Source organism: Sphaerisporangium rubeum (assembly GCF_014207705.1).
Lineage (GTDB): Bacteria > Actinomycetota > Actinomycetes > Streptosporangiales > Streptosporangiaceae > Sphaerisporangium > Sphaerisporangium rubeum.
On record NZ_JACHIU010000001.1, the window covers coordinates 3,546,845 to 3,566,022 of the forward strand.

Annotated in this window: 18 protein-coding genes; 12 read left to right on the plus strand and 6 right to left on the minus strand. The window is 71.9% G+C overall.

From position 1 onward, the window contains the following. Window positions 1-42 precede the first annotated feature (42 nt). Entirely contained in the window at window positions 43-2,787 is a 2,745-nt protein-coding gene (locus BJ992_RS15300) for a DEAD/DEAH box helicase (RefSeq protein ID WP_184981538.1), read from the plus strand. Window position 2,788: 1 nt separating this feature from the next. Here the strand turns inward: BJ992_RS15300 and BJ992_RS15305 are convergent, their stop codons facing one another. Further along, complete coding sequence (locus tag BJ992_RS15305) at window positions 2,789-3,694, minus strand: 5'-3' exonuclease (protein WP_184981540.1); 906 nt, start codon at window positions 3,692-3,694, stop codon at window positions 2,789-2,791. A gap of 99 nt (window positions 3,695-3,793) precedes the next feature. Here BJ992_RS15305 and BJ992_RS15310 point away from each other — a divergent pair, with 99 nt between their 5' ends. Further along, entirely contained in the window at window positions 3,794-4,906 is a 1,113-nt protein-coding gene (locus BJ992_RS15310) for a M24 family metallopeptidase (RefSeq protein ID WP_343072674.1), read from the plus strand. 71 nt (window positions 4,907-4,977) lie between these two features. After that, window positions 4,978-6,135 (plus strand): acyl-CoA dehydrogenase family protein, encoded by a 1,158-nt coding sequence (locus tag BJ992_RS15315; RefSeq protein ID WP_184981542.1) that lies wholly within the window; start codon window positions 4,978-4,980, stop codon window positions 6,133-6,135. 63 nt (window positions 6,136-6,198) lie between these two features. Here BJ992_RS15315 and BJ992_RS15320 read toward each other — a convergent pair whose 3' ends face one another. Beyond that, entirely contained in the window at window positions 6,199-6,651 is a 453-nt protein-coding gene (locus BJ992_RS15320; RefSeq protein ID WP_184981544.1) for a protein-tyrosine phosphatase family protein, read from the minus strand. Between the two features lie 58 nt (window positions 6,652-6,709). Between BJ992_RS15320 and BJ992_RS15325 the strand changes: the two genes are divergently transcribed. Together BJ992_RS15325 and BJ992_RS15330 are read left to right on the plus strand one after the other, a co-directional pair. Continuing rightward, window positions 6,710-7,018, plus strand: a complete 309-nt coding sequence (locus tag BJ992_RS15325) for an ArsR/SmtB family transcription factor (RefSeq protein WP_425503667.1) — start codon at window positions 6,710-6,712, stop codon at window positions 7,016-7,018. Next, window positions 7,018-7,533: an SRPBCC family protein gene (locus tag BJ992_RS15330; protein ID WP_184981546.1), complete on the plus strand. Its 516-nt coding sequence runs from the start codon at window positions 7,018-7,020 to the stop codon at window positions 7,531-7,533. Before BJ992_RS15325 ends, BJ992_RS15330 begins: the two co-directional genes overlap by 1 nt. Window positions 7,534-7,572: 39 nt before the next feature. Here the strand turns inward: BJ992_RS15330 and BJ992_RS15335 are convergent, their stop codons facing one another. Continuing rightward, the gene (locus BJ992_RS15335; RefSeq protein WP_184981548.1) at window positions 7,573-8,574 is read right to left on the minus strand and encodes a lytic transglycosylase domain-containing protein; all 1,002 of its coding nucleotides are present in this window, start codon (window positions 8,572-8,574) and stop codon (window positions 7,573-7,575) included. Window positions 8,575-8,656: 82 nt separating this feature from the next. Further along, entirely contained in the window at window positions 8,657-10,045 is a 1,389-nt protein-coding gene (locus tag BJ992_RS15340; RefSeq protein ID WP_184981550.1) for a chitinase, read from the minus strand. A 337-nt stretch (window positions 10,046-10,382) separates the two neighbouring features. Between BJ992_RS15340 and BJ992_RS15345 the strand changes: the two genes are divergently transcribed. The 5 genes from BJ992_RS15345 to BJ992_RS15365 all read left to right on the plus strand — a co-directional run bounded on the left by BJ992_RS15345 (window position 10,383) and on the right by BJ992_RS15365 (window position 15,424). Next, window positions 10,383-11,189 carry an SAM-dependent methyltransferase gene (locus tag BJ992_RS15345; RefSeq protein WP_184981552.1) on the plus strand — a complete coding sequence of 269 codons (807 nt, stop codon included), beginning with the start codon at window positions 10,383-10,385 and terminating at the stop codon, window positions 11,187-11,189. A gap of 95 nt (window positions 11,190-11,284) precedes the next feature. Beyond that, complete coding sequence (locus tag BJ992_RS15350) at window positions 11,285-12,838, plus strand: M28 family metallopeptidase (RefSeq protein WP_184981554.1); 1,554 nt, start codon at window positions 11,285-11,287, stop codon at window positions 12,836-12,838. A 145-nt stretch (window positions 12,839-12,983) separates the two neighbouring features. Further along, the gene (locus tag BJ992_RS15355) at window positions 12,984-13,319 is read left to right on the plus strand and encodes a YciI family protein (RefSeq protein ID WP_184981557.1); all 336 of its coding nucleotides are present in this window, start codon (window positions 12,984-12,986) and stop codon (window positions 13,317-13,319) included. 3 nt (window positions 13,320-13,322) lie between these two features. Then, window positions 13,323-14,624, plus strand: a complete 1,302-nt coding sequence (locus tag BJ992_RS15360) for an RNA polymerase sigma factor (RefSeq protein ID WP_221474823.1) — start codon at window positions 13,323-13,325, stop codon at window positions 14,622-14,624. 23 nt (window positions 14,625-14,647) lie between these two features. After that, a complete protein-coding gene (locus tag BJ992_RS15365; RefSeq protein WP_343072675.1) occupies window positions 14,648-15,424 on the plus strand; it encodes a class I SAM-dependent methyltransferase in 777 nt (258 codons plus the stop codon). Window positions 15,425-15,440: 16 nt separating this feature from the next. Here BJ992_RS15365 and BJ992_RS15370 read toward each other — a convergent pair whose 3' ends face one another. Together BJ992_RS15370 and BJ992_RS15375 are read right to left on the minus strand one after the other, a co-directional pair. After that, complete coding sequence (locus BJ992_RS15370; protein ID WP_184981559.1) at window positions 15,441-16,394, minus strand: hypothetical protein; 954 nt, start codon at window positions 16,392-16,394, stop codon at window positions 15,441-15,443. Window positions 16,395-16,441: 47 nt separating this feature from the next. Next, window positions 16,442-16,750 carry a PadR family transcriptional regulator gene (locus BJ992_RS15375; RefSeq protein WP_184981561.1) on the minus strand — a complete coding sequence of 103 codons (309 nt, stop codon included), beginning with the start codon at window positions 16,748-16,750 and terminating at the stop codon, window positions 16,442-16,444. Window positions 16,751-16,850: 100 nt separating this feature from the next. Here BJ992_RS15375 and BJ992_RS15380 point away from each other — a divergent pair, with 100 nt between their 5' ends. Continuing rightward, window positions 16,851-18,341, plus strand: a complete 1,491-nt coding sequence (locus BJ992_RS15380; RefSeq protein WP_184981563.1) for an alpha/beta fold hydrolase — start codon at window positions 16,851-16,853, stop codon at window positions 18,339-18,341. Continuing rightward, window positions 18,341-19,096: a class I SAM-dependent methyltransferase gene (locus tag BJ992_RS15385; protein WP_184981565.1), complete on the plus strand. Its 756-nt coding sequence runs from the start codon at window positions 18,341-18,343 to the stop codon at window positions 19,094-19,096. The genes BJ992_RS15380 and BJ992_RS15385 overlap by 1 nt, the downstream gene beginning before the upstream one ends. The last annotated feature ends 82 nt before the right edge of the window (window positions 19,097-19,178 follow it).

Below are 19,178 nucleotides of genomic sequence, written 5' to 3' on the forward strand. Positions count from 1 at the left end.
GAGCCGACCGGAATCGGAGGGGTTGTCGGTAGGCTGAAAACCATGACGACGCCTGCGGAACGCTACGCCGCATTCCGACAGAAGCACGCCGACAGCGGTCCCGCGCTCACGTCCTTCCGCAAGCTGTACGATTTCGACCTCGACGAGTTCCAGGTCGACGCCTGCCAGGCCCTTGAGGCGGGTGACGGTGTGCTGGTGGCGGCACCCACGGGGTCGGGCAAGACGGTCGTCGGCGAGTTCGCCGTGCACCTGGCCCTGGAGCAGGGCAGCAAGTGTTTCTACACCACCCCCATCAAGGCGCTGTCGAACCAGAAGTTCAACGACCTGGCGCGCCGGTACGGCGCGGCCAAGGTCGGCCTGCTCACCGGCGACAACAGCGTCAACGGCGACGCGCCGATCGTCGTCATGACCACCGAGGTGCTGCGCAACATGCTCTACGCGGGGTCGTCCACCCTCGCGGGGCTGAGCCACGTCGTCATGGACGAGGTGCACTACCTCGCCGACCGGTTCCGCGGCGCCGTCTGGGAAGAAGTGATCATCCACCTGCCGGAGTCGGTGCGCGTGGTCGCGCTGTCGGCCACGGTCAGCAACGCCGAGGAGTTCGGCGAGTGGCTCGGTGAGGTGCGCGGCGACACCACGGTGATCGTGGACGAGCACCGGCCGGTGCCGCTGTGGCAGCACATGATCGTCGGCGATCAGCTGTACGACCTGTTCGTGGACGAGGACAACCGGCCGCGCATCAACCCTGCCCTGATGCGCATCTCCCGCGACGAGCAGCGCCTCGCGCAGGCCCGCGGCCGGCGCGGCTACACCCGTCCCCGCCGCTCGGCCCAGGTCACCGGCCGTTCCGACGTGATCGAGCGGCTGGACGCCGAGGGGCTGCTGCCGTCCATCACGTTCATCTTCTCCCGCGCCGGGTGCGACGCCGCCGTCATGCAGTGCCTGCACGCCGGCATCCGGCTCACCACCGACAGCGAGCGCCACGAGATCAGACAGATCGTGGACGAGCGCACCGCGCACCTGCCGGACGAGGACCTGTCGGTGCTCGGCTACCTGGAGTGGCGCGACTGCCTGGAGCGCGGCCTCGCGGCGCACCACGCCGGCATGCTCCCGGCGTTCAAGGAGGTCGTCGAGGAACTGTTCACCCGGGGCCTGGTCAAGGCGGTGTTCGCCACCGAGACCCTGGCGCTCGGCATCAACATGCCGGCCAGGTCCGTGGTGATCGAGAAGCTCGACAAGTGGAACGGCGAGACCCACGCCGACCTGACCCCGGGGGAGTACACCCAGCTCACCGGCCGGGCCGGCCGGCGCGGCATCGACGTCGAGGGCCACGCGGTGGTGCTGTGGCAGCCCGGCACCGACCCGGTGTCCGTCGCCGGCCTCGCCAGCACCCGCACCTACCCGCTGCGCTCCAGCTTCCGGCCGTCGTACAACATGGCCGTCAACCTCGTCGGCCAGGTGGGACGCCGGCGGGCCCGCACGCTGCTCGAGGCGTCGTTCGCGCAGTTCCAGGCCGACCGCGCCGTGGTCGGCATCGCCAAGCAGGTGCGCCGCTCGGAGGAGGCGATCGAGGGGTACGCCGAGGCGATGACGTGCCACCTCGGCGACTTCCCCGAGTACGCGCGCATGCGCAGGGATCTGTCCGACCGCGAGGCCGACCTGTCGCGCCAGCGCGGCACGGCCCGGCGGGCCCAGGCCATGCGGTCCCTGGAGGCCCTGCGTCCCGGTGACGTGATCCGCGTCCCCGGCGGCAGGCGCGCCGGCATCGCCGTGATCCTCGACCCCGGCCTCACCATGCGCACCGAGGGCCCCTCGCCGCTGGTCCTGACCATCGGCAAGCAGGTCAAGCGGCTGTCGGCGGCCGACTTCCCCGTGCCGGTGGAGCCCATCGAGCGGCTGCGCATCCCGAAGGGCTTCAACCCCCGGGCCCCCAAGGACCGCGCCAACCTCGTGGCCACGCTGCACGCCAAGATCGGCGACCGTGATCTCGGCCGTCCCGTGCGGGTCCGCGACCACGACGCCGGCGACACTCCTGCCGCCGCGCCGGGCTCCCCCGAGTGGGAGATCGCCGACCTGCGCCGCCGCCTGCGCGCGCACCCCTGCCACGGCTGCGACGAGCGTGAGGACCACGCGCGCTGGGCCGAGCGCTACCACAAGCTCCTGCGGGAGACCGAGGGCCTGCGCCGCCGCATGGAGAGCCGTTCCCACGTCATCTCCCGCACGTTCGACCGGGTGTGCGGCGTGCTGGACGAGCTCGGCTACCTGGACGGCGAGACCGTCACCCCGCAGGGCCGCCGGCTCGCGCAGCTCTACACCGAGCTGGACCTGCTCACCGCCGAGTGCCTGCGCGCCGGCATCTGGGACGATCTGGACCCCGCCGAGCTGGCCGCCTGCGTCTCGGCGCTGATCTACGAGTCACGCCAGGCCGACGACGCGCGCCAGCCCAAGATCCCCGCCGGCCGCGCCAAGGAGGCCCTGGCCGCCATGGTGCGCATCTTCGCCGACCTGGAGAACATCGAACGCGACCACACGCTGTCCTTCGTCAGGGAACCCGACCTCGGCTTCGCCTGGGCCACCTACCGCTGGGCCCGCGGCCACGGCCTCGACGCCGTCCTGACCGAGAACGACCTGGCCGCCGGCGACTTCGTCCGCTGGACCAAGCAACTGCTCGACCTGCTCGACCAGATCGCCAAGGCGTCCCCCCAGGGCACCAAGGTGCGCCAGAACGCCACCAAGGCCACCGACGCGCTGCGCCGCGGCGTCGTCGCCTACTCCTCCGTCGGCTGACCTAGCCGGCCAGGGCCGTGAGCAGGCGGTTCAGCGGGCCGCCGAGGTCGTAGCGGTCCGACAGGGCCACCAGGGCCTCGGGGTCGCGGGGCTTGGCCGGCAGGGTGAGGTCGGCGTCGGGGAGCGGCACGTCGTGCGCGACCTGGACGACGGCGGGGGCGACCGTGAGGTACTCGCGCGCGGCCAGGAGGCGGTTGCGGCTGCCGGCGGGGAAGCCGTCGGTCGCGCCGGAGTCGAGCGCCTCCAGCACGGCGGTCAGCGAGCCGAAGCGGGTGATGAGCGCGGCGGCGGTCTTCTCACCCACGCCGGGGACGCCGGGGAGGCCGTCGCTGGGGTCGCCGCGCAGGGTGGCGAAGTCGGCGTACGTGCGGCCGGGGATGCCGTACTTGGCGGCGACGGCGGCCTCGTCGATCACCTGGATGTTGCGAATCCCCTTTATCGTGTAAAGGACGCGGCATGGTTTCACGTCGTCCACGAGCTGGAACAGGTCACGGTCCCCGGTGACGATGTCGACGGCCCCGGCCGCGCGGACCGCGCAGGTGCCGATGACGTCGTCGGCCTCGTAACCGGCGACCCCGATGCGCGCCACCCCGAGCGCGTCGAGGACCTGCTCGATCACCGGGACCTGGGGAGCGAGGGTGTCGGGAACCTGCTCCTCGTCGCCGGTCGCCACACGGTGCAGCTTGTAGCTCGGGATGGCCGCCACCCGGAACGCGGGCCGCCAGTCGGCGTCCATGCACGCCACGAGCTCGCCGGGGGAGTGGTCACGCACCAGCGTGGCCATCATGTCGATCAGGCCGCGGACGGCGTTGACCGGCATGCCGTCCGGAGCCTTCATCGACTCGGGGACCCCGTAATAGGCCCGGAAGTACAACGACGGCGTGTCGAGAAGCATCAGCCCTGCCATGCGCCTCATCCTCGCAGGCCGCACCGACAACCGGCGACCCGGCGCAGGGGACCGAGGTGGGGTGAGGCGAGGAGGCCGGGGTGCAATACATTGGGCCGTGTGACGACGACCTCTGATCTGTTCCCCGTGACCCGGGTGGCGGCGCTGCGTGAGGCCGCGGCCGCGGCCGGTGTCGATGCGTTGCTGCTCACCCCAGGGCCGGACCTGCGGTACGCCACCGGCTACGACGCGATGCCGCTGGAGCGGCTCACCTGCCTGGTGGTGCGCGCCGAAGGCGAGCCGTTCATGGTGGTGCCGCTGCTGGAGCTGCCGGCCGCCGAGCACTCGCCGGCCGGCCGCCTCGGCCTGGAGTTCGTGTCCTGGGGGGAGACCGAGGACCCGTTCGCACTGGTGGCCCGCCGTGTCGGCGACGTCGCCACGGTGGGTCTCGCCGACACCATGTGGGCCATGCAGTCGCTGCGTTTCCGCGACGCGCTTCCGGAGGCCCGCCAGGTGCTGGCCGGCCCGGTGATCGGCACCCTGCGCACGCGCAAGAGCCCCGCCGAGGTCGACGCGCTGCGTGAGGCCGGCGCGGCCATCGACACCGTGCACGCGCTGGTGCCGACGTTCCTCAAGGCGGGCCGCACCGAGCGTGAGGTGGGCCGCGACATCGCCGCCGCCATCATCGACGCCGGTCACGTCTCGGTGGACTTCGTCATCGTGGGGTCGGGCCCGAACGGCGCGAGCCCCCACCACGAGGTGTCGGACCGCGTGATCCGGGACGGCGAGCCGGTGGTCGTCGACATCGGCGGCCGCATGCCGAGCGGCTACCGCTCCGACTCCACCCGCACGTACTGCGTCGGCGAGCCCCCTGCCGACTTCGCCGCCTACTACGAGGTGCTGCGCCGCGCGCAGGAGGCCGCGTGCGCCGCGGCGCGGCCCGGTGTGACGTGCGAGTCGGTCGACGCCGCCGCGCGCGAGATCATCGCCGAGGCCGGGTACGGCGACCGTTTCATCCACCGCACCGGTCACGGCATCGGCCTGGAGACCCACGAGGACCCCTACATCGTGTCCGGCAACACCGAGCCGCTGGCCCCGGGCCACGCGTTCTCCGTCGAGCCCGGCATCTACCTCCCCGGCCGCCACGGCGCGCGCATCGAGGACATCGTGGTGTGCACCGAGACCGGCGCCGAGCGGCTCAACGACCGTCCCCGTGAGCTGATCGTGGTCTGACCCCGTGCCACCGCCGACCACCCGTTCCCCCGGCGCCGGTCCCGGCGCCGCCAGGTGACCTGGAGCCGTCCATGCCGGTCGACCGCACCCTGCCAACCGCCGAGGCCCACGACCTGATCGACCTCGTGCGCGACCTGATCGCCAAGGAGGTCGCGCCGCGCGCCGCCGCCGACGAGGCCGAGGGCCGGTTCCCGCGCGAGGTGTTCACCACGCTCGGCCGTTCGGGCCTGCTCGGCCTTCCCTACCCCGAGGAGCACGGCGGCGCGGCCCAGCCGTACGAGGTGTATCTCCAGGTCGTGGAGGAGCTGGCCGGCGCGTTCCTCGCCGTCGGTCTCGGCCTGTCGGTGCACACGTTGTCGTGCTTCCCGATCGCGGCGTACGCGTCCGAGGAGCGGCGCGCCGAGGTGCTGCCGGCGCTGCTCGGCGGTGACACGCTCGGCGCGTACTGCCTGTCGGAGCCGCAGTCCGGCTCCGACGCCGCCGCGCTCACCACCAGGGCCGTGCCGTCCCCCGAGGGGGGTTACGTCGTGGACGGCGTGAAGGCCTGGACCACCCACGGCGGCGTGGCCGACTTCTACACCTTGATGGCCCGCACCTCAGGGGACGGCGCACGCGGCATCTCGTGTTTCCACGTCCCCGCCGGGACCCCCGGCCTGTCGTTCGGCCGTCCCGAGCGCAAGATGGGCATGCGTTCCTCGCCGACCGCGCAGGTCCTGCTGGACGGTGTGCGCCTGCCGCCGGAGGCCCTGACCGGCGCCGAGGGTGAGGGGTTCCGCATCGCCATGGCGGCCCTGGACGGCGGACGCCTCGGCATCGCCGCCTGCGCGGTCGGCGTGGCGCAGGCCGCGCTCGATCTCGCCGTCTCCTACGCCGGGGAACGCCGCCAGTTCGGCAGCCGCATCGCCGACTTCCAGGGCCTCGGTTTCATGCTCGCCGACATGGCCACCCAGACCGCCGCCGCTCGTGCCCTGTACCTGGAGGCGGCCCGCCTGCGTGACGCCGGCCGGCCGTACGGCACGCAGGCCGCCATGGCGAAGCTGTTCGCCAGCGACACCGCGATGAGGGTCACCACCGACACTGTGCAGATCCTCGGCGGCTACGGCTACGTGGAGGACTTCCCCGCCGAACGCCTGATGCGTGAGGCGAAGGTCCTGCAGATCGTCGAGGGCACCAACCAGATCCAGCGCCTGGTCATCTCGCGCACTCTCACCAGGCCCGCCAAGCCCTGACCTCAGCGGGCCGCCGTCCTGGTCCGGCACCGATCGGCGTCCCGGGTGAGACACCGGCGCCTGTCATCTGGCGGTGGTGAAGTTGTCGGCGAACCAGCCGACCCACCTGCGCTGCCACGGCGTCTCCACCGCGCGCGGATGGTGGTGCTCGCGGACCCACGCGACGGCGTCCCCCGCCGGGACACCCGCACGGACCGCGAGGCATGCGAGCACCGTGCCGGTACGTCCGACGCCTCCGCCGCAGGCCACCTCGACGGCCTCGCCGGCCCGGGCTCTGGCGTGCAGCCCGCCGATGGCCCTGGCCGCCGCGTGCCGGTCGGCAGGCAGCAGGAAGTCGGGCCACCGCACCCATTCGTGCGGCCACGCCAGCGCCTGCTCGTGCCGTGCGCGCAGGCGCGCCGACCCCAGGTAGAGGCCGAAGCCGGGGACGGGACCTTCCGGCAGCGGGTGCCGCAGTCCGCGTCCCCGCACCCATGTGCCGTCGGGGAGCCGAACCGCGCCGGTCAGTGTGATCATGGGGAGGATCCTAGTGCATGCCTTGTGAGGCATATTACCTTTCCGGCATACTGCCTGCGTGTCCGATGTGATGTGGGCCGTGCTGATCGACGGCAAGCGGCGCGCGATGCTGGAGCTCTTGCGGGTGCGGCCGCGCGCAGTGGGGGAGCTGGTGGGGGAGCTCGGCCTGAGCCAGCCCGCCACGTCCAAGCACCTGCGGGTGCTGCGGGACGCCGGGTTCGTCCGGGTCCGGCAGGAGGCGCAGCGCCGGATCTACGTGCTCGACCCGGGGCCGCTGGCGGAGCTGGACGCGTGGCTCGCGCCGTACCGGCGCCTGTGGAACGACCGGCTGGACGATCTCGGCCGGTATCTCGACGACGAGGAGTGATGACCGTGGATCGTGGCACCTATGTCGAGCACCGGGGACGGCCCGCGGTGCGGTTCCGGCGGACGTACCCGCATCCGGTGGAGAAGGTGTGGAAGGCCGTCGCCACCGGGGAGGGGCTCGCGCACTGGTTTCCTTCCACGGTGCGGCTGGAGCCGCACGCGGGTGGCAAGATCACCTTCGCGGACGACCCGAACACCGAGGGGACGACCGGCGAGGTGCTGGTGTTCGACCCGCCGCACCGGCTGGCGTTCACCTGGTCGGGGGACGAGATGATCTTCGAGCTGGAGGAGACCCCCGGGGGCTGCCGCCTCACCATGATCAACGTCCTGGAGGCCCGGGACACGGCGGCACGCAACGCCGCGGGATGGACGGTCTGCCTGGCAGAGCTGGACAAGGTCCTGGCGGGAGAGGTGGCCGCCGGGCCGCACGCCGCGACGGCGTTGCCGTGGCGACCGGTCTACGAGCAGTACGTCGCCTCCGGCATGCCGTCCGGAGCGCCGATCCCGGGGGAGTAGCCGCCGGGGACCACCGCGCCGGGCCGCCGGCGGAAGCGGTCACACCCCCGGGCCGGAGAGACGGCGCTCGCCGGTCGTGGTGATGACGAAGACCTGCCAGTTGTAGTACGCGTAGAAGTTGCGCGGGTCCCGCTCGATCTGGCGCGCGTGCAGCGAGACCGCGTCGACGTACGCCTGCGACGGGTTGTAGGCGTGCAGCGCGCGGCGGCGGTTGGACGGCGCGCCGGAGGCGTGCAGGTAGTTGGCGGCACCCATGACGGCGTCGCGGACGTCGCGGACGTCGCCGCCGAGGCCGTAGGCGCGCCAGGTGGCCGGCATGAACTGCATGGGGCCCTGCGCGCCGGCGTGGCTGTTGGAGCGGACGCGGCCGAACTTCGTCTCCACGAACATCACGGCGGCGAGCAGCTCCCACTCGACGCCGAAGCGGCGCTCGGCCCGCTTGAAGTGACCGAGCAGGACGTCGGCGGGCTGCGGGGACCGGACGTCGAAGGTCGCCTTGCCTTTGAGGGGGACGGCCAGCGCGAGCAGCTCACGGATGGCCCTGGTGTTGTCCCTCGCCTCGGCGGCGAGCGCCTTCGGCAGCTTGGCGAACGCGCGGTCGGCGAGGTCGCGGTGCCGCGCGGCGTACCGGTAGATGCGCTGCTGGTACAGGGCCTGCGACTCCACCGGCTCGGGGGGACGTCCCTTCGCGGCGCCGCCGTCCCGGGTCCAGGCGTCCACGGCCTCGCGCAGCGCGAGGGTGGTGCTGTGCAGCGCCTCGGCCAGCCGCACCGGGTCACGCGGCACCGGTTCGTCCGGCGCCGGCAGCCCGGCGGCCCGCGACGGCGACGGGCTCGCCTGCGTCACGCCGTCCGCCGGTGCCGGCGAGGACGCGGACGCCGGCGCCGCAGGAGGGCCGGTGCGTGCCGCGGGATCCGCGCACCCGCCGGCCCCGATCACCGCCGCGACGACCAGCGCCGCCAGTCCCGCACGCCGTGCGCGGCCGTGCCCTCCGGGGTCGCCGGTGACATCGGACGCCTTGGTCTCGGTCGGTGGCTCCATGCGAGCCAACCTACAAGGCCCGCGCGCGAGGCCCGCGCCGAGACGCTCCCGGCGCGGGCCCGTGTACGTGCTTGCGCGTCGGTCAGAACCCGGCGGTGATGCGGGTGAAGTCCCAGTTGTTCTGCGAGACGCCGCTGCAGGTCTCGGTGACGCCGCCACCGGGGCAGGGACGGTCGCGGTTGACCGACCAGAACGCCAGGCGGGTCAGGCCGCGGGCCTTGGCCCAGTCGCGGATCTGCGTCCATGTGGCGGTGCTGGTGGTCTCCATCTGGTCGGACAGGCCGTTCATGCCGGAGATCCCCATGCGCGCGTACGCCTGCGCGTCGGTCCAGCCGAAGGCGTTCTTGAGCGCGTTCTTCAGGCCCTCACTGGCGTTGACCGTGGCCTGGTACATGTTGGCGCCGCCACCGAAGTTGAACGGCATGATCGTGTAGTTGTCGATCGGCACGCCGAGCGCACGCGACTGGTTGATGAGCCGCACCCCCGCCGCGTCGGGGCCGCTCGCGGTGGTGCCGAACGTCACCGCGATCTTGACGTTCGGGTTGTTCTGCTTGACGATCTTCAGGCCGTTCAGGATGCGGTCCTGCACGGTGTAGTTGGTGAACTCGTCGGAGTTCTCGATGTCGAAGTCCACCACCGCGGGCCCGACGGCGTTGATGACCTGCTGCACCGCGCCGGCGTACGCCTGCGGGGTCGAGCAGTTGGGGCCGAGCTTGTTGCCGGACCAGCCACCGAACGACACCTGCACGCTGCCACCCGCGGACTTGATCGACGAGATGGTCTGCGCGTCCACGCCGCCGCTCAGCGCGCGCTGGCCGTCCCACAGCGGGGTGCAGCCGCCACCGGACAGGATGAACGCCATGGTGAAGGACCGCACGCCGGTGGCGCTCATCACCGAGGTGGCGCTCGGCGGGCTTCCCCAGCCCATGTACAGGTAGGGGGCCCCGGCCATCTTGCCGCCGGCCGGCGGCGGCGTGGTGCCGGTCGGCAGCGTCCAGCGCTGGTTGGCGCCGGCGAAGCAGTCCCAGATCTGCAGCGGTGTGCCGTCGGCCGAGCTCGGCCCGGTGGCGTCGAGGCACTTGCCGAGCGCGCGCAGCGTGCCGTCGCTCTGCGCGGTCCAGACCTGCGCGGCGGTGCCGTTGCAGTCGTAGAGCTGCACCTTGGTGCCGTTGGCGCTGCTCGCCGCCGCGACGTCCAGGCACTTGCCGAGCGCGCGGACGGTGCCGTCGGAGCCGGTGGTCCAGGACTGCGCGGCGGTGCCGTTGCAGGTGTACAGCTGCACCTGCGTGCCGTTGGCGCTGCTTGCGGCGGCGACATCGACGCATTTGCCGCCGTATCCGGTGATCTGCCCGGTGGCGGCGTAGGCGGGGGTGAGGCCGGTGACGGCGAGCACCAGCGCGCCGGCGACCCCGCCGGCGAGCGTCAGGAGACGGCGGGTGCGGGGGAGCGCGGGGTGGCGTGAAGCGGTCATGGGGGGTGTCGCTTTCTCGCGAGAGGCTGCGGTGCTTCGTTCAGGAAGGAGAGGGAGAGGAACCGGCCTCCTCACCGCCGGACGGCCGGTCGCGCAGTACCCGCCGGTCCGACTCATAGGAAAGTTTCCTTTTTATTTATGTCCTGAATTTAACGTCGCCGGGACACCGGCGGTCAAGGGATCGGTGGGTGCCGATTCGACGTCGCGCCACCCTGCCGCGCGGCGGCGGAAACGGCGGCGCGCACGGGGGTTCCGCCGTCCGGACCCGCGCGTGCCTCCCCGTCTGTGATCTACTGTGCCTGACGGACCGAAGCCGCATAGCTGGAGATGTCTCCCCGTGACCGACGACGCCTCGACCACCCCGCCACCCAAGATCGACACCACCGTGCCCCACTCGGCCCGGATCTGGAACTACTGGCTCGGCGGCAAGGACAACTACCCGGTCGACCGCGAGGCGGGGGACGCGTTCCGCGAGACCTTCCCCGGCATCGAGGACCTCGCCAAGGCCTCCCGCCACTTCCTCGCCAGAGCCGTGCGCTACCTCGCCGGCGAGGCCGGGGTGCGGCAGTTCCTCGACATCGGCACCGGCCTGCCGACCGTCGACAACACCCACGAGGTCGCGCAGCGGGTCGACCCGAGCTGCCGCATCGTGTACGTCGACAACGACCCTCTGGTGCTCGTGCATGCCAACGCGCTGCTCACCAGCACCCCCGAAGGCGTCACCACCTACATCGAGGCCGACCTGCGCGACCCGGAGACCATCTTCGCCAAAGCACGGCAGGTCCTGAACTTCGACGAGCCGATCGCGCTGACCCTGATGCAGATGACCGGCCACATCCCGAGCACCGAGGAGGCCTACGGCATCGTGCGGTCGCTGATGGCCGAACTGCCGAGCGGCAGCTACCTGGCGTTCAACGACAGCGCCGACACCAACCCGCAGAACCTCGAGGCCACCGGCCAGTACAACGACAGCGGCGCCGAGCCGTACCACCTGCGCAGCCCCGCCGAGCTGGCCGGTTTCTTCGACGGCCTGGAACTGGTGGAACCCGGCGTGGTGTCCATCTCACACTGGCGGCCCGAGCCGAGCCCCTTCGGCCCGCCTCCCGAGGTGGACGCGCTCGGCGGTGTGGCCCGCAAGCCCTGACATCTCATAGTGGTGTCAGGACGCGTTCCGCCCTTCACGGGAGCGGACCGCACGGCTAGCTTCACCGGTCAGTGACCTACTGCGAAGGAGAGCCGATGCGCCGTACGACGCGCCGGTGGCCTGTGATGGCCGCCGCGACGGTCGCCCTAGTCCTTCCCCTGATCGGACCGGCCTCGCCGGCCGCGGCGGACCCCGACCCCGCCGCGCTGGCGAAGGCGATCACCGCGCCGGGGGTGAAGCAGCACCTGCGCGAGCTCCAGCGCATCGCCGACGCCAACGGCGGCACACGCGCCTCCGGCACACCCGGCTTCGACGCCTCGGCCACCTACGTGGCCGGCAAGCTGCGCAAGGCCGGCTACAAGGTGACGGTGCAGCCGTTCGAGTTCCCCTACTTCGAGGAACTGGCCGAGCCGGTGCTGGAGCGGGTGTCCCCGAGCCCGCGGGTCTTCGTCCCCACGCCGCTGTCCGGCACGCCGATCGGCGAGTTCGACACGATGACGCAGTCCGGCTCCGGTGACGTCACGGCCCCGCTGCGCGCCGTCGACCTGACGCTGCCGCCGTCCCCCACACCGGGCTCCTCCACCTCCGGCTGCGAGGCGGCCGACTTCGCCGGGTTCCCGGCCGGCGCCATCGCGCTGATGCAGCGCGGCACGTGCGACTTCGTCGTCAAGGCGCGCAACGCCGCCGCGGCCGGCGCCGTCGGCGCGATCATCTTCAACGAGGGCCAGCCGGGCCGTACCGCCACGCTGCAGGGCACGCTCGGTGAACCCGTCACCATCCCCGTGGTCGGCACCAGCTTCGCCGCCGGTGAGAACCTCGCCGCAGTGGCGGGCTCGGTGGTCCACCTGAAGACCCAGACGATCAGCCAGATCCGCACGACGTACAACGTCATCGCCGACTCCAAGTGGGGTGACGGCAACAAGATCGTGCAGTTCGGCGCGCACCTGGACAGCGTGCTCGCCGGGCCCGGCATCAACGACAACGGCTCCGGCTCCGCGGGGATCCTCGAGGTCGCGCTGAAGGTCGGCGCGCTGCCGACCCGCAACAAGCTGCGGTTCTCCTTCTGGGGTGCCGAGGAGCTCAACCTGCTCGGCTCCGAGCACTACGTCGACACGCTGTCGCCGGCCGAGCTCGGCAAGATCAAGGTGTACCTCAACTTCGACATGATCGCCTCGCCGAACTACGCGTTGCAGATCTACGACGGCGACGACTCCGACGCCGTCGGCGCCGGCCCCGGTCCCGAGGGTTCCGCCGAGATCGAGAAGCTCTTCGAGAAGTACTTCGACGTCCTGCGCCAGCCCCACATCGGCACCGACTTCACCGGCCGCTCCGACTACGGCCCGTTCATCGCCGTCGGCATCCCCTCAGGTGGCCTGTTCACCGGCGCCGAGGTGCTCAAGACCCCCGAGCAGGCGGCCCTGTTCGGCGGCACCGCCGGCCAGCCGTACGACGGCTGCTACCACCAGTCCTGCGACACCATCAACAACATCAGTGACAAGGCCCTGGCCCTGAACACCGGCGCCATCGCCACCGCCGCCGTGGTCTACGCCTACAGCCGTGACCTCCCCGGCCCCGACACCCGTCCCGCCCCCGCCGCGCTGCGCACCCTGCACACCTCCGGCGCCGACCACCACGACCCGACCCGCTGACACCTCGTCCCACGGCGGCCACGGACCACGGTCCGTGGCCGCCTCGGCGTTTCCCCGGCGGCGCGGATTCTCCGCCGCGCCGGTGTCCGGAAGGCCGCCACCTGTCCGTCATACAGAATGAGTACGGCGACACAGGAGAACGACGATGAAATACATGATGTTCGTGTGCAGCGACACCGAGCCCGACACCGACACGGCGCAGCTGCCTGATATCGAGGCGTGGGTCACGCGCAACGACGAGGCGGGCCGCCGCCTGGACGGCAGCGTCCTCGCGCCGACGACCGCGTCCACGACGGTCCGGGTCCGCGACGGCCGGCTGCTGGTCTCGGACGGCCCGTTCACCGAGAGCAAGGAAGTGATCCTCGGGTTCGACCTGCTGGAGTGCGCCGACCTGGACGAGGCGATCGAGGTGGCCCGCAGCCACCCGATGGCGCGCATGGGACGTATAGAACTGCGTCCCCTCGCCGAGCTCGACGACTGACGCTTGACGGCCGACGGGGTGACCCCTCCGCTCGCCGCCGCGACGGCCCGCGCCGTCGCGGCGGCGAGCGTGGAGGCCTGCCCCCGCATCGTCGCCACGCTGATCCGCGTCACCGGCGACTGGACGCTGGCCGAGGACTGCGCGCAGGAGGCACTGGCGGTCGCGCTGCGCCGCTGGCCGCGGGAAGGAATACCGGCCAACCCCGGTGGCTGGCTGATGACGGTGGCCCGCAACCGCGCCGTCGACACACTGCGCCGTGCCTCGGTCGAACGCCGCAAACTCGCCGACCTGGCGGCCCTCACCGACGCCGGTCCGGCACCGCAGGAGGGAGAGGTCGTGGACGACCGGCTGCGGCTCGTCTTCACCTGCTGTCACCCCGCGCTCGCCATGGAGGCACGGGTCGCGCTGACGCTGCGCACCATCTGCGGTGTGCCGACCGCCGACATCGCGCGCGCGTTCCTCGTCACCGAGTCCACCATGACCCGCCGCCTGACCCGCGCCAAGACGAAGATCGCCACCGCCGGCATCCCGTACCGCGTGCCGTCCGGCCCGGCGCTCACCGAACGCCTCCCCGGCGTGCTCGCCGTGCTGTACCTGCTGTTCACCCACGGCTACAACGGCGCGCCGGCGTTCGCCGACGAGGCCATCCGCATGGCCCGCCTCCTGAGGCGCCTCATGCCAGGCGAGAGCGAGGTGGCGGCCCTGCTGGCGCTGTTCCTGTTCCAGCACTCCAGGCGCGACACCCGCCGTGACGCCGCCGGCGACCTCGTCCCCCTGGACAAACAGGACCGGGCCCGCTTCGACCACGCCGCCGTCACCGAAGCCGTCGCCGTCCTCGCCGAGACCAGGGACGACGGCCCGTACGCGCTGCAGGCCCGCATCGCCGCCTGTCACGCCACCGCGCCGTCCGCCGGGGCCACCGACTGGCAGGCGATAGCCCGCTGGTACGACCTGCTCGCCGCGACCTGCCCCACCCCGGTGGTCGAACTGAACCGCGCCGTGGCCCACGGCTACGCGCACGGCCCCGACGCCGGCCTCACCGTACTGGCGACGGCCCGCGCCGGCGGCGCACTCGACGCCTACCCCCTGGCCCTCGCCGTGGAAGCCGACCTGACCGCACGCCGCGGCGACCACACCCACGCCACCACCCTCTTCCACCAGGCCGCCGCCGCCACCCACTCCGACGCGGAACGCCGCGCACTCCTGGCCCGCGCCGCCGACCCGCTCGCCTCACCGCCTGGACCGCGGCCTTCCTGGCCGGGGCCCTCAGGCCGAACCGCGGAGACCCGAGGTGATTATCGTTGATACCGGTTACCACCGGATCGCACGTGGGGGACAGGTTGCGCACGACACCAGCAGGCGACTTCGACTACGAACGCCACGGCCAGGGCTACGCCGTCCAGCGGCGCACCGACCCCCGCATCGCCGCCTTGGTACAGCAGGCCCTGGGCGACGCCACGACCGTGCTCAACGTAGGAGCCGGCGCCGGTTCCTACGAACCCGAGGACCGTTACGTCGTCGCGGTCGAACCGTCCCCCGCGATGCGCGCGCAACGACCCCCCACCCGTGTCCCCGCCGTGGACGCCACCGCGGAGAGACTCCCCTTCGACAAGGGCACCTTCGACGCCGCCATGGCCACCATCACCGTCCACCAGTGGTCCGACACCGAACAGGGCCTACGGGAACTCCGCAGAGTCTCCCGAGGCCCCGTCGTCATCCTCACCTTCGACGGCGACGCACTCGACCTGTTCTGGCTGGCCGAGTACGCCCCCGAACTGATCGCCGTGGAGAGCCGCCGCTACCCTAAGATCGACCACATCGCATCCCTGATCGGCCGAACCACCGAGGTCACGACAGTCCCCATCCCCCTGGACTGCGTAGACGGCTTCACCGAGGCCTACTACGGCCGCCCCGAACGCCTCCTCGACCCCGCCGTCCGCCGCTCCCAGTCCGCCTGGGGCTTCGTCGACCCCACCGAACACGACCAGTCCGTCACCCGCCTGCACGACGACCTCGCCAACGGAACCTGGGACACCAACCACGGCCACCTCCGCACCCAGCCCGAATTTCTCGGCTCCCTCCGCCTCCTCGTCGGCCACCCCTGACCCCACCGTCCACGCACTAGGCGCGGCGCCTGCTCACCGAGGTCAGCAAGGTCAACGCCACGGCCGTGAGGCCTCCGAGCCCCAGCAGCCCGAAGTACTGGTCCTCGGCTCCGGCCCGGTTGTTGGCCAGCCGGTCGGCAGGCGCGACGTTGACCGGACTCGTGTCGGGAACCCAGGCCGGCGCGAACTGCAGCAGAACCTCGGCGGCCGTGAAGATGACCAGCGCCGCGAACACGGCCGCGCACAGACCGGCCATCACCCCCTGAGCCACGCCGCCACCGCTGTTGGCCGCGATCAGCAGCGCGGCCGCTCCCGAGGTGACGACGGTCGCCACAGCCCAGGAGACGCCGGTCGCCAGCGGCGGCCGGAGAAGCGCGGCAACCATGTACTCGGCCGCCGCACCGGCACCGCAAACCCCGCCGATGGCCAGAGCCCGGCCGGTCGCAGGCGACCACCGCGCCGTCACGACGGCGAACGCCACCGCGTACAGCACCAACACCGCCGTACAGACCGGCACCCCGATCTCCGCCTTCTCCGCCACCCCCGCCGAGGCCCCCGCGAACCCATGCACGACCAGCCCCGCCGCCCCACCGACCACCACGAACCCACCCCAACGCACACTCCCCGCCACCCACCCCCCGCGAACCGGCCCGAGCACCCCACGCCGCCCCGCGAGCCATGACAACACCACCAAGACCGTGACCATCCCCACAACCCCGGCCCGCATCGGCGCGTACTCAAGTTCCCGCGTCCCCACGACCACGGCGACCACCGGCACCAGATGCCCTCCCGCGACCAGCATCCACCGAGGCTCCAGCACCACCCCCCGCAGGCAACTCACCGCGAACCACCACCGAGCCGTCCCGCCATCGATGTGCGCGAGCTCACCCCGCATGGCGTCCCCCCACCCACCCCGCCATCCCGGCATCAACCACACCGCGAACCCCAGCACCCACCCCGCCACATCCACCCCGCGCCTTCCCCTCGCGTCGTCACCTCGACGACCCCCGGAAGCGCTCACCACGCCTCCCGCAGCCGAGAGCTCCCCGGAACGGCCGCATCCGCCACCGCCACCGCCTCAGCGGTGAACCGGAGCCCGTCCCCCGTGAGCCGGTACAGATGCCGAGGCGGCCGGCCCGCGGGAATCCCGGCCTCCCAGACATGCTCCAGGAGCCCCCGGTCACCGAGCCGCATCAGGATCGGATACAGCGACCCGGCAGGCAACCCCACCTCCCGTCCGAGCTCATATCCATAGCGCCACCGCTCAGGCTCGGCGGCCAGCGCGACCAGGACCGCCAGCGTCTGGCGGGACGGACGTCGAGGCATGCGGCTAACGCTACCTATATAGAGTTCTGGCCGCAACGTGCCGCGAGTCATCGGTTCGTATGTCGTGATCGGACCGATCTGCGCGGCTAGGGTCGTCTGTGTGACTGGTGAGAAGATCCTCCGGATCAACGGTGTGGACCTGTGTGTGGAGACGTTCGGGGAGGCGGGGGATCCCGCGGTCCTGCTCGTGGCCGGGGCCTCGTCCTCGATGGACTGGTGGGAGCCGGAGTTCTGCGCGCGGCTGGCCGCCGGGGGGCGGTTCGTGATCCGGTACGACCATCGGGACACGGGGCGGTCGGTGACGTATCCGGCGGGGAAGCCGGGATATTCGGGGGACGATCTGGTCGAGGACGCGGTGGGGGTGCTGGACGCGCTGGGGGTGGCGCGGGCTCATGTGGTGGGGATCTCGATGGGGGGTGGGATCGGGCAGGTGATGGGGCTGGATCATGGGGAGCGGGTGGCTTCGCTGACGTTGATGAGTACCAGTCCGGGGCCGGGGGACGCGGATCTGCCAGGGGTGACGGAGGCCATGCGGGCCGCGTTCGGTGAGGCGGCGGCGGAGCCGGACTGGACGGATCGGGAGGCGGTGGTCGAGTACGTCGTGAACGGGTGCCGGCCGTACGCGGCGGCGTCGCGGCCGTTCGACGAGGACGGGGTGCGGGAGATCGTGACTCGTGTGGTCGAGCGGTCGGTGAACATCGAGGCCGCGATGAAGAACCACTACCTGATCGACGGGGGTGAGGGGACGCGCGCGAGGCTTTCTCAGATCGCGGCGCCGACGCTGGTGCTGCACGGGGTTGAAGATCCGTTGTTCCCGCCGGCTCATGGCCGTGCGCTGGCCGGCGAGATCCCGGACGCGCGGTTGTTGCCACTGGAAGGGGTCGGTCACGAATCGCCGCGTGCCGCGTGGGACGTGGTGATCCCCGCGATTCTGTGGCACACCTCCGGCGGCTGGGGTCGCCAGGCCGACCTGCTCGCCACCAAGGCGCTGGCGGACGACGACCCCACGGGGTGGTTCGAGCGGCTGTACGCGGCGGCCGACGCAGGGGAGGTGCCGATGCCGTGGGACCGTGAAGGGCCGCGTGAGCCGCTGCGGGAGTGGGCCGAGACCGGCGCGGTCAGTGGAGGGGGACGGCGTGCGGTGGTGATCGGCTGCGGGCTGGGTGCGGATGCCGAGTATGTCGCGGGGCTGGGGTTCGACACCGACGCGTTCGACATCTCGGCCACGGCCGTCCGCACCGCGCAGCGCCGCCACCCCGGCTCGGCGGTGCGTTACCGGACCGCCGACCTGTTCCGCCTTCCCGCCGAGTGGATCGGCGCCTTCGACCTGGTGGTGGAGATCTTCACCGTGCAGGCACTCCCGGTGAGCATGCGCGGCGACACCATCGCGGCGGTCCGCGGCCTGGTCGGTCCCGGCGGCACACTGATCGTCGTCATGGCCGCCAGGGAGGACGACGAGGAGATAGTGGACGGGCCGCCGTGGCCGCTCACCCGCGCCGAGATGGTGTCCTTCGCCGAGGACGGGCTCTCCCTCGTGCGGCTGGAGAAGCTGGAGTCCCGGTTGTGGCGCGCGGAGTACCGGAGGGGCTGATGGCCGACGAGATCTTCGAGAACCCTCGTCTCGCGGCCGTCTACGACGCGCTGGACCCCGACCGGAGCGATCTTGAAGCGTACGCGGCGATCGCCGAGGAGCTCGGGGTGCGGCGGTTGCTCGACGTGGGGTGCGGCACGGGGACCTTCGCGGTGACGATGGCCGGCCGGGGGGTGGAGGTGACCGGGGTGGACCCGGCTGAGGCCTCACTGGAGGTGGCCAGGAGGAAGCGGTCGGGGGAGCTGGTGCGGTGGCTCCATGGGGACGCGACGGGGTTGCCTGCGATGCGGGTGGACCTCGCGACGATGACGGGGAACGTCGCGCAGGCGATAGCCGAGCCGGGGGAGTGGGACGGGACGCTGCGGGGGGTGTTCGCGGCGTTGCGGCCAGGTGGGGTGCTGGTGTTCGAGACGCGGGATCCGGCGCGGCGGGGGTGGGAGGAGTGGACACGGGAGGAGACGTATCGGGCCGTGCCGGTGCCTGGGGTGGGGGTGGTGGAGAACTGGTACGAACTGCTCGATGTCAGCCTGCCGCTGGTGACGTTCCGGGGGACATGGGTGTTCCAGACGGACGGTCAGGTGCTGACGTCGGACTCGACGTTGCGGTTCCGCGAGCGGGACGAGCTGGAGGCGGGGCTGCGCGCGCACGGGTACGACGTCACGGAGGTGCGGGGTGCGCCGGACCGGCCGGGACGCGAGTTCGTGTTCTTCGCGCGGAGACCGGTGGACCCCGGGCCTGATCAGGCCCGGGCCTGACCAGAAGGCGGAGATGGGACGCCTGCCGGTTATGCGCTGCGTGGGCCGGGGCCGAGTGGTTCGTGTGACGCGGAGGATGTTC

Excerpts from the sequence above, each read along its gene's own strand:
- BJ992_RS15335 (WP_184981548.1), bottom strand. The coding sequence starts at position 8,574 with ATGGAGCCACCGACCGAGACCAAGGCGTCCGATGTCACCGGCGACCCC.
- BJ992_RS15350 (WP_184981554.1), top strand. The coding sequence starts at position 11,285 with ATGCGCCGTACGACGCGCCGGTGGCCTGTGATGGCCGCCGCGACGGTC.
- BJ992_RS15320 (WP_184981544.1), bottom strand. The coding sequence starts at position 6,651 with ATGATCACACTGACCGGCGCGGTTCGGCTCCCCGACGGCACATGGGTG.
- BJ992_RS15330 (WP_184981546.1), top strand. The coding sequence starts at position 7,018 with ATGACCGTGGATCGTGGCACCTATGTCGAGCACCGGGGACGGCCCGCG.
- BJ992_RS15315 (WP_184981542.1), top strand. The coding sequence starts at position 4,978 with ATGCCGGTCGACCGCACCCTGCCAACCGCCGAGGCCCACGACCTGATC.
- BJ992_RS15305 (WP_184981540.1), bottom strand. The coding sequence starts at position 3,694 with ATGGCAGGGCTGATGCTTCTCGACACGCCGTCGTTGTACTTCCGGGCC.
- BJ992_RS15340 (WP_184981550.1), bottom strand. The coding sequence starts at position 10,045 with ATGACCGCTTCACGCCACCCCGCGCTCCCCCGCACCCGCCGTCTCCTG.
- BJ992_RS15300 (WP_184981538.1), top strand. The coding sequence starts at position 43 with ATGACGACGCCTGCGGAACGCTACGCCGCATTCCGACAGAAGCACGCC.
- BJ992_RS15355 (WP_184981557.1), top strand. The coding sequence starts at position 12,984 with ATGAAATACATGATGTTCGTGTGCAGCGACACCGAGCCCGACACCGAC.
- BJ992_RS15375 (WP_184981561.1), bottom strand. The coding sequence starts at position 16,750 with ATGCCTCGACGTCCGTCCCGCCAGACGCTGGCGGTCCTGGTCGCGCTG.
- BJ992_RS15385 (WP_184981565.1), top strand. The coding sequence starts at position 18,341 with ATGGCCGACGAGATCTTCGAGAACCCTCGTCTCGCGGCCGTCTACGAC.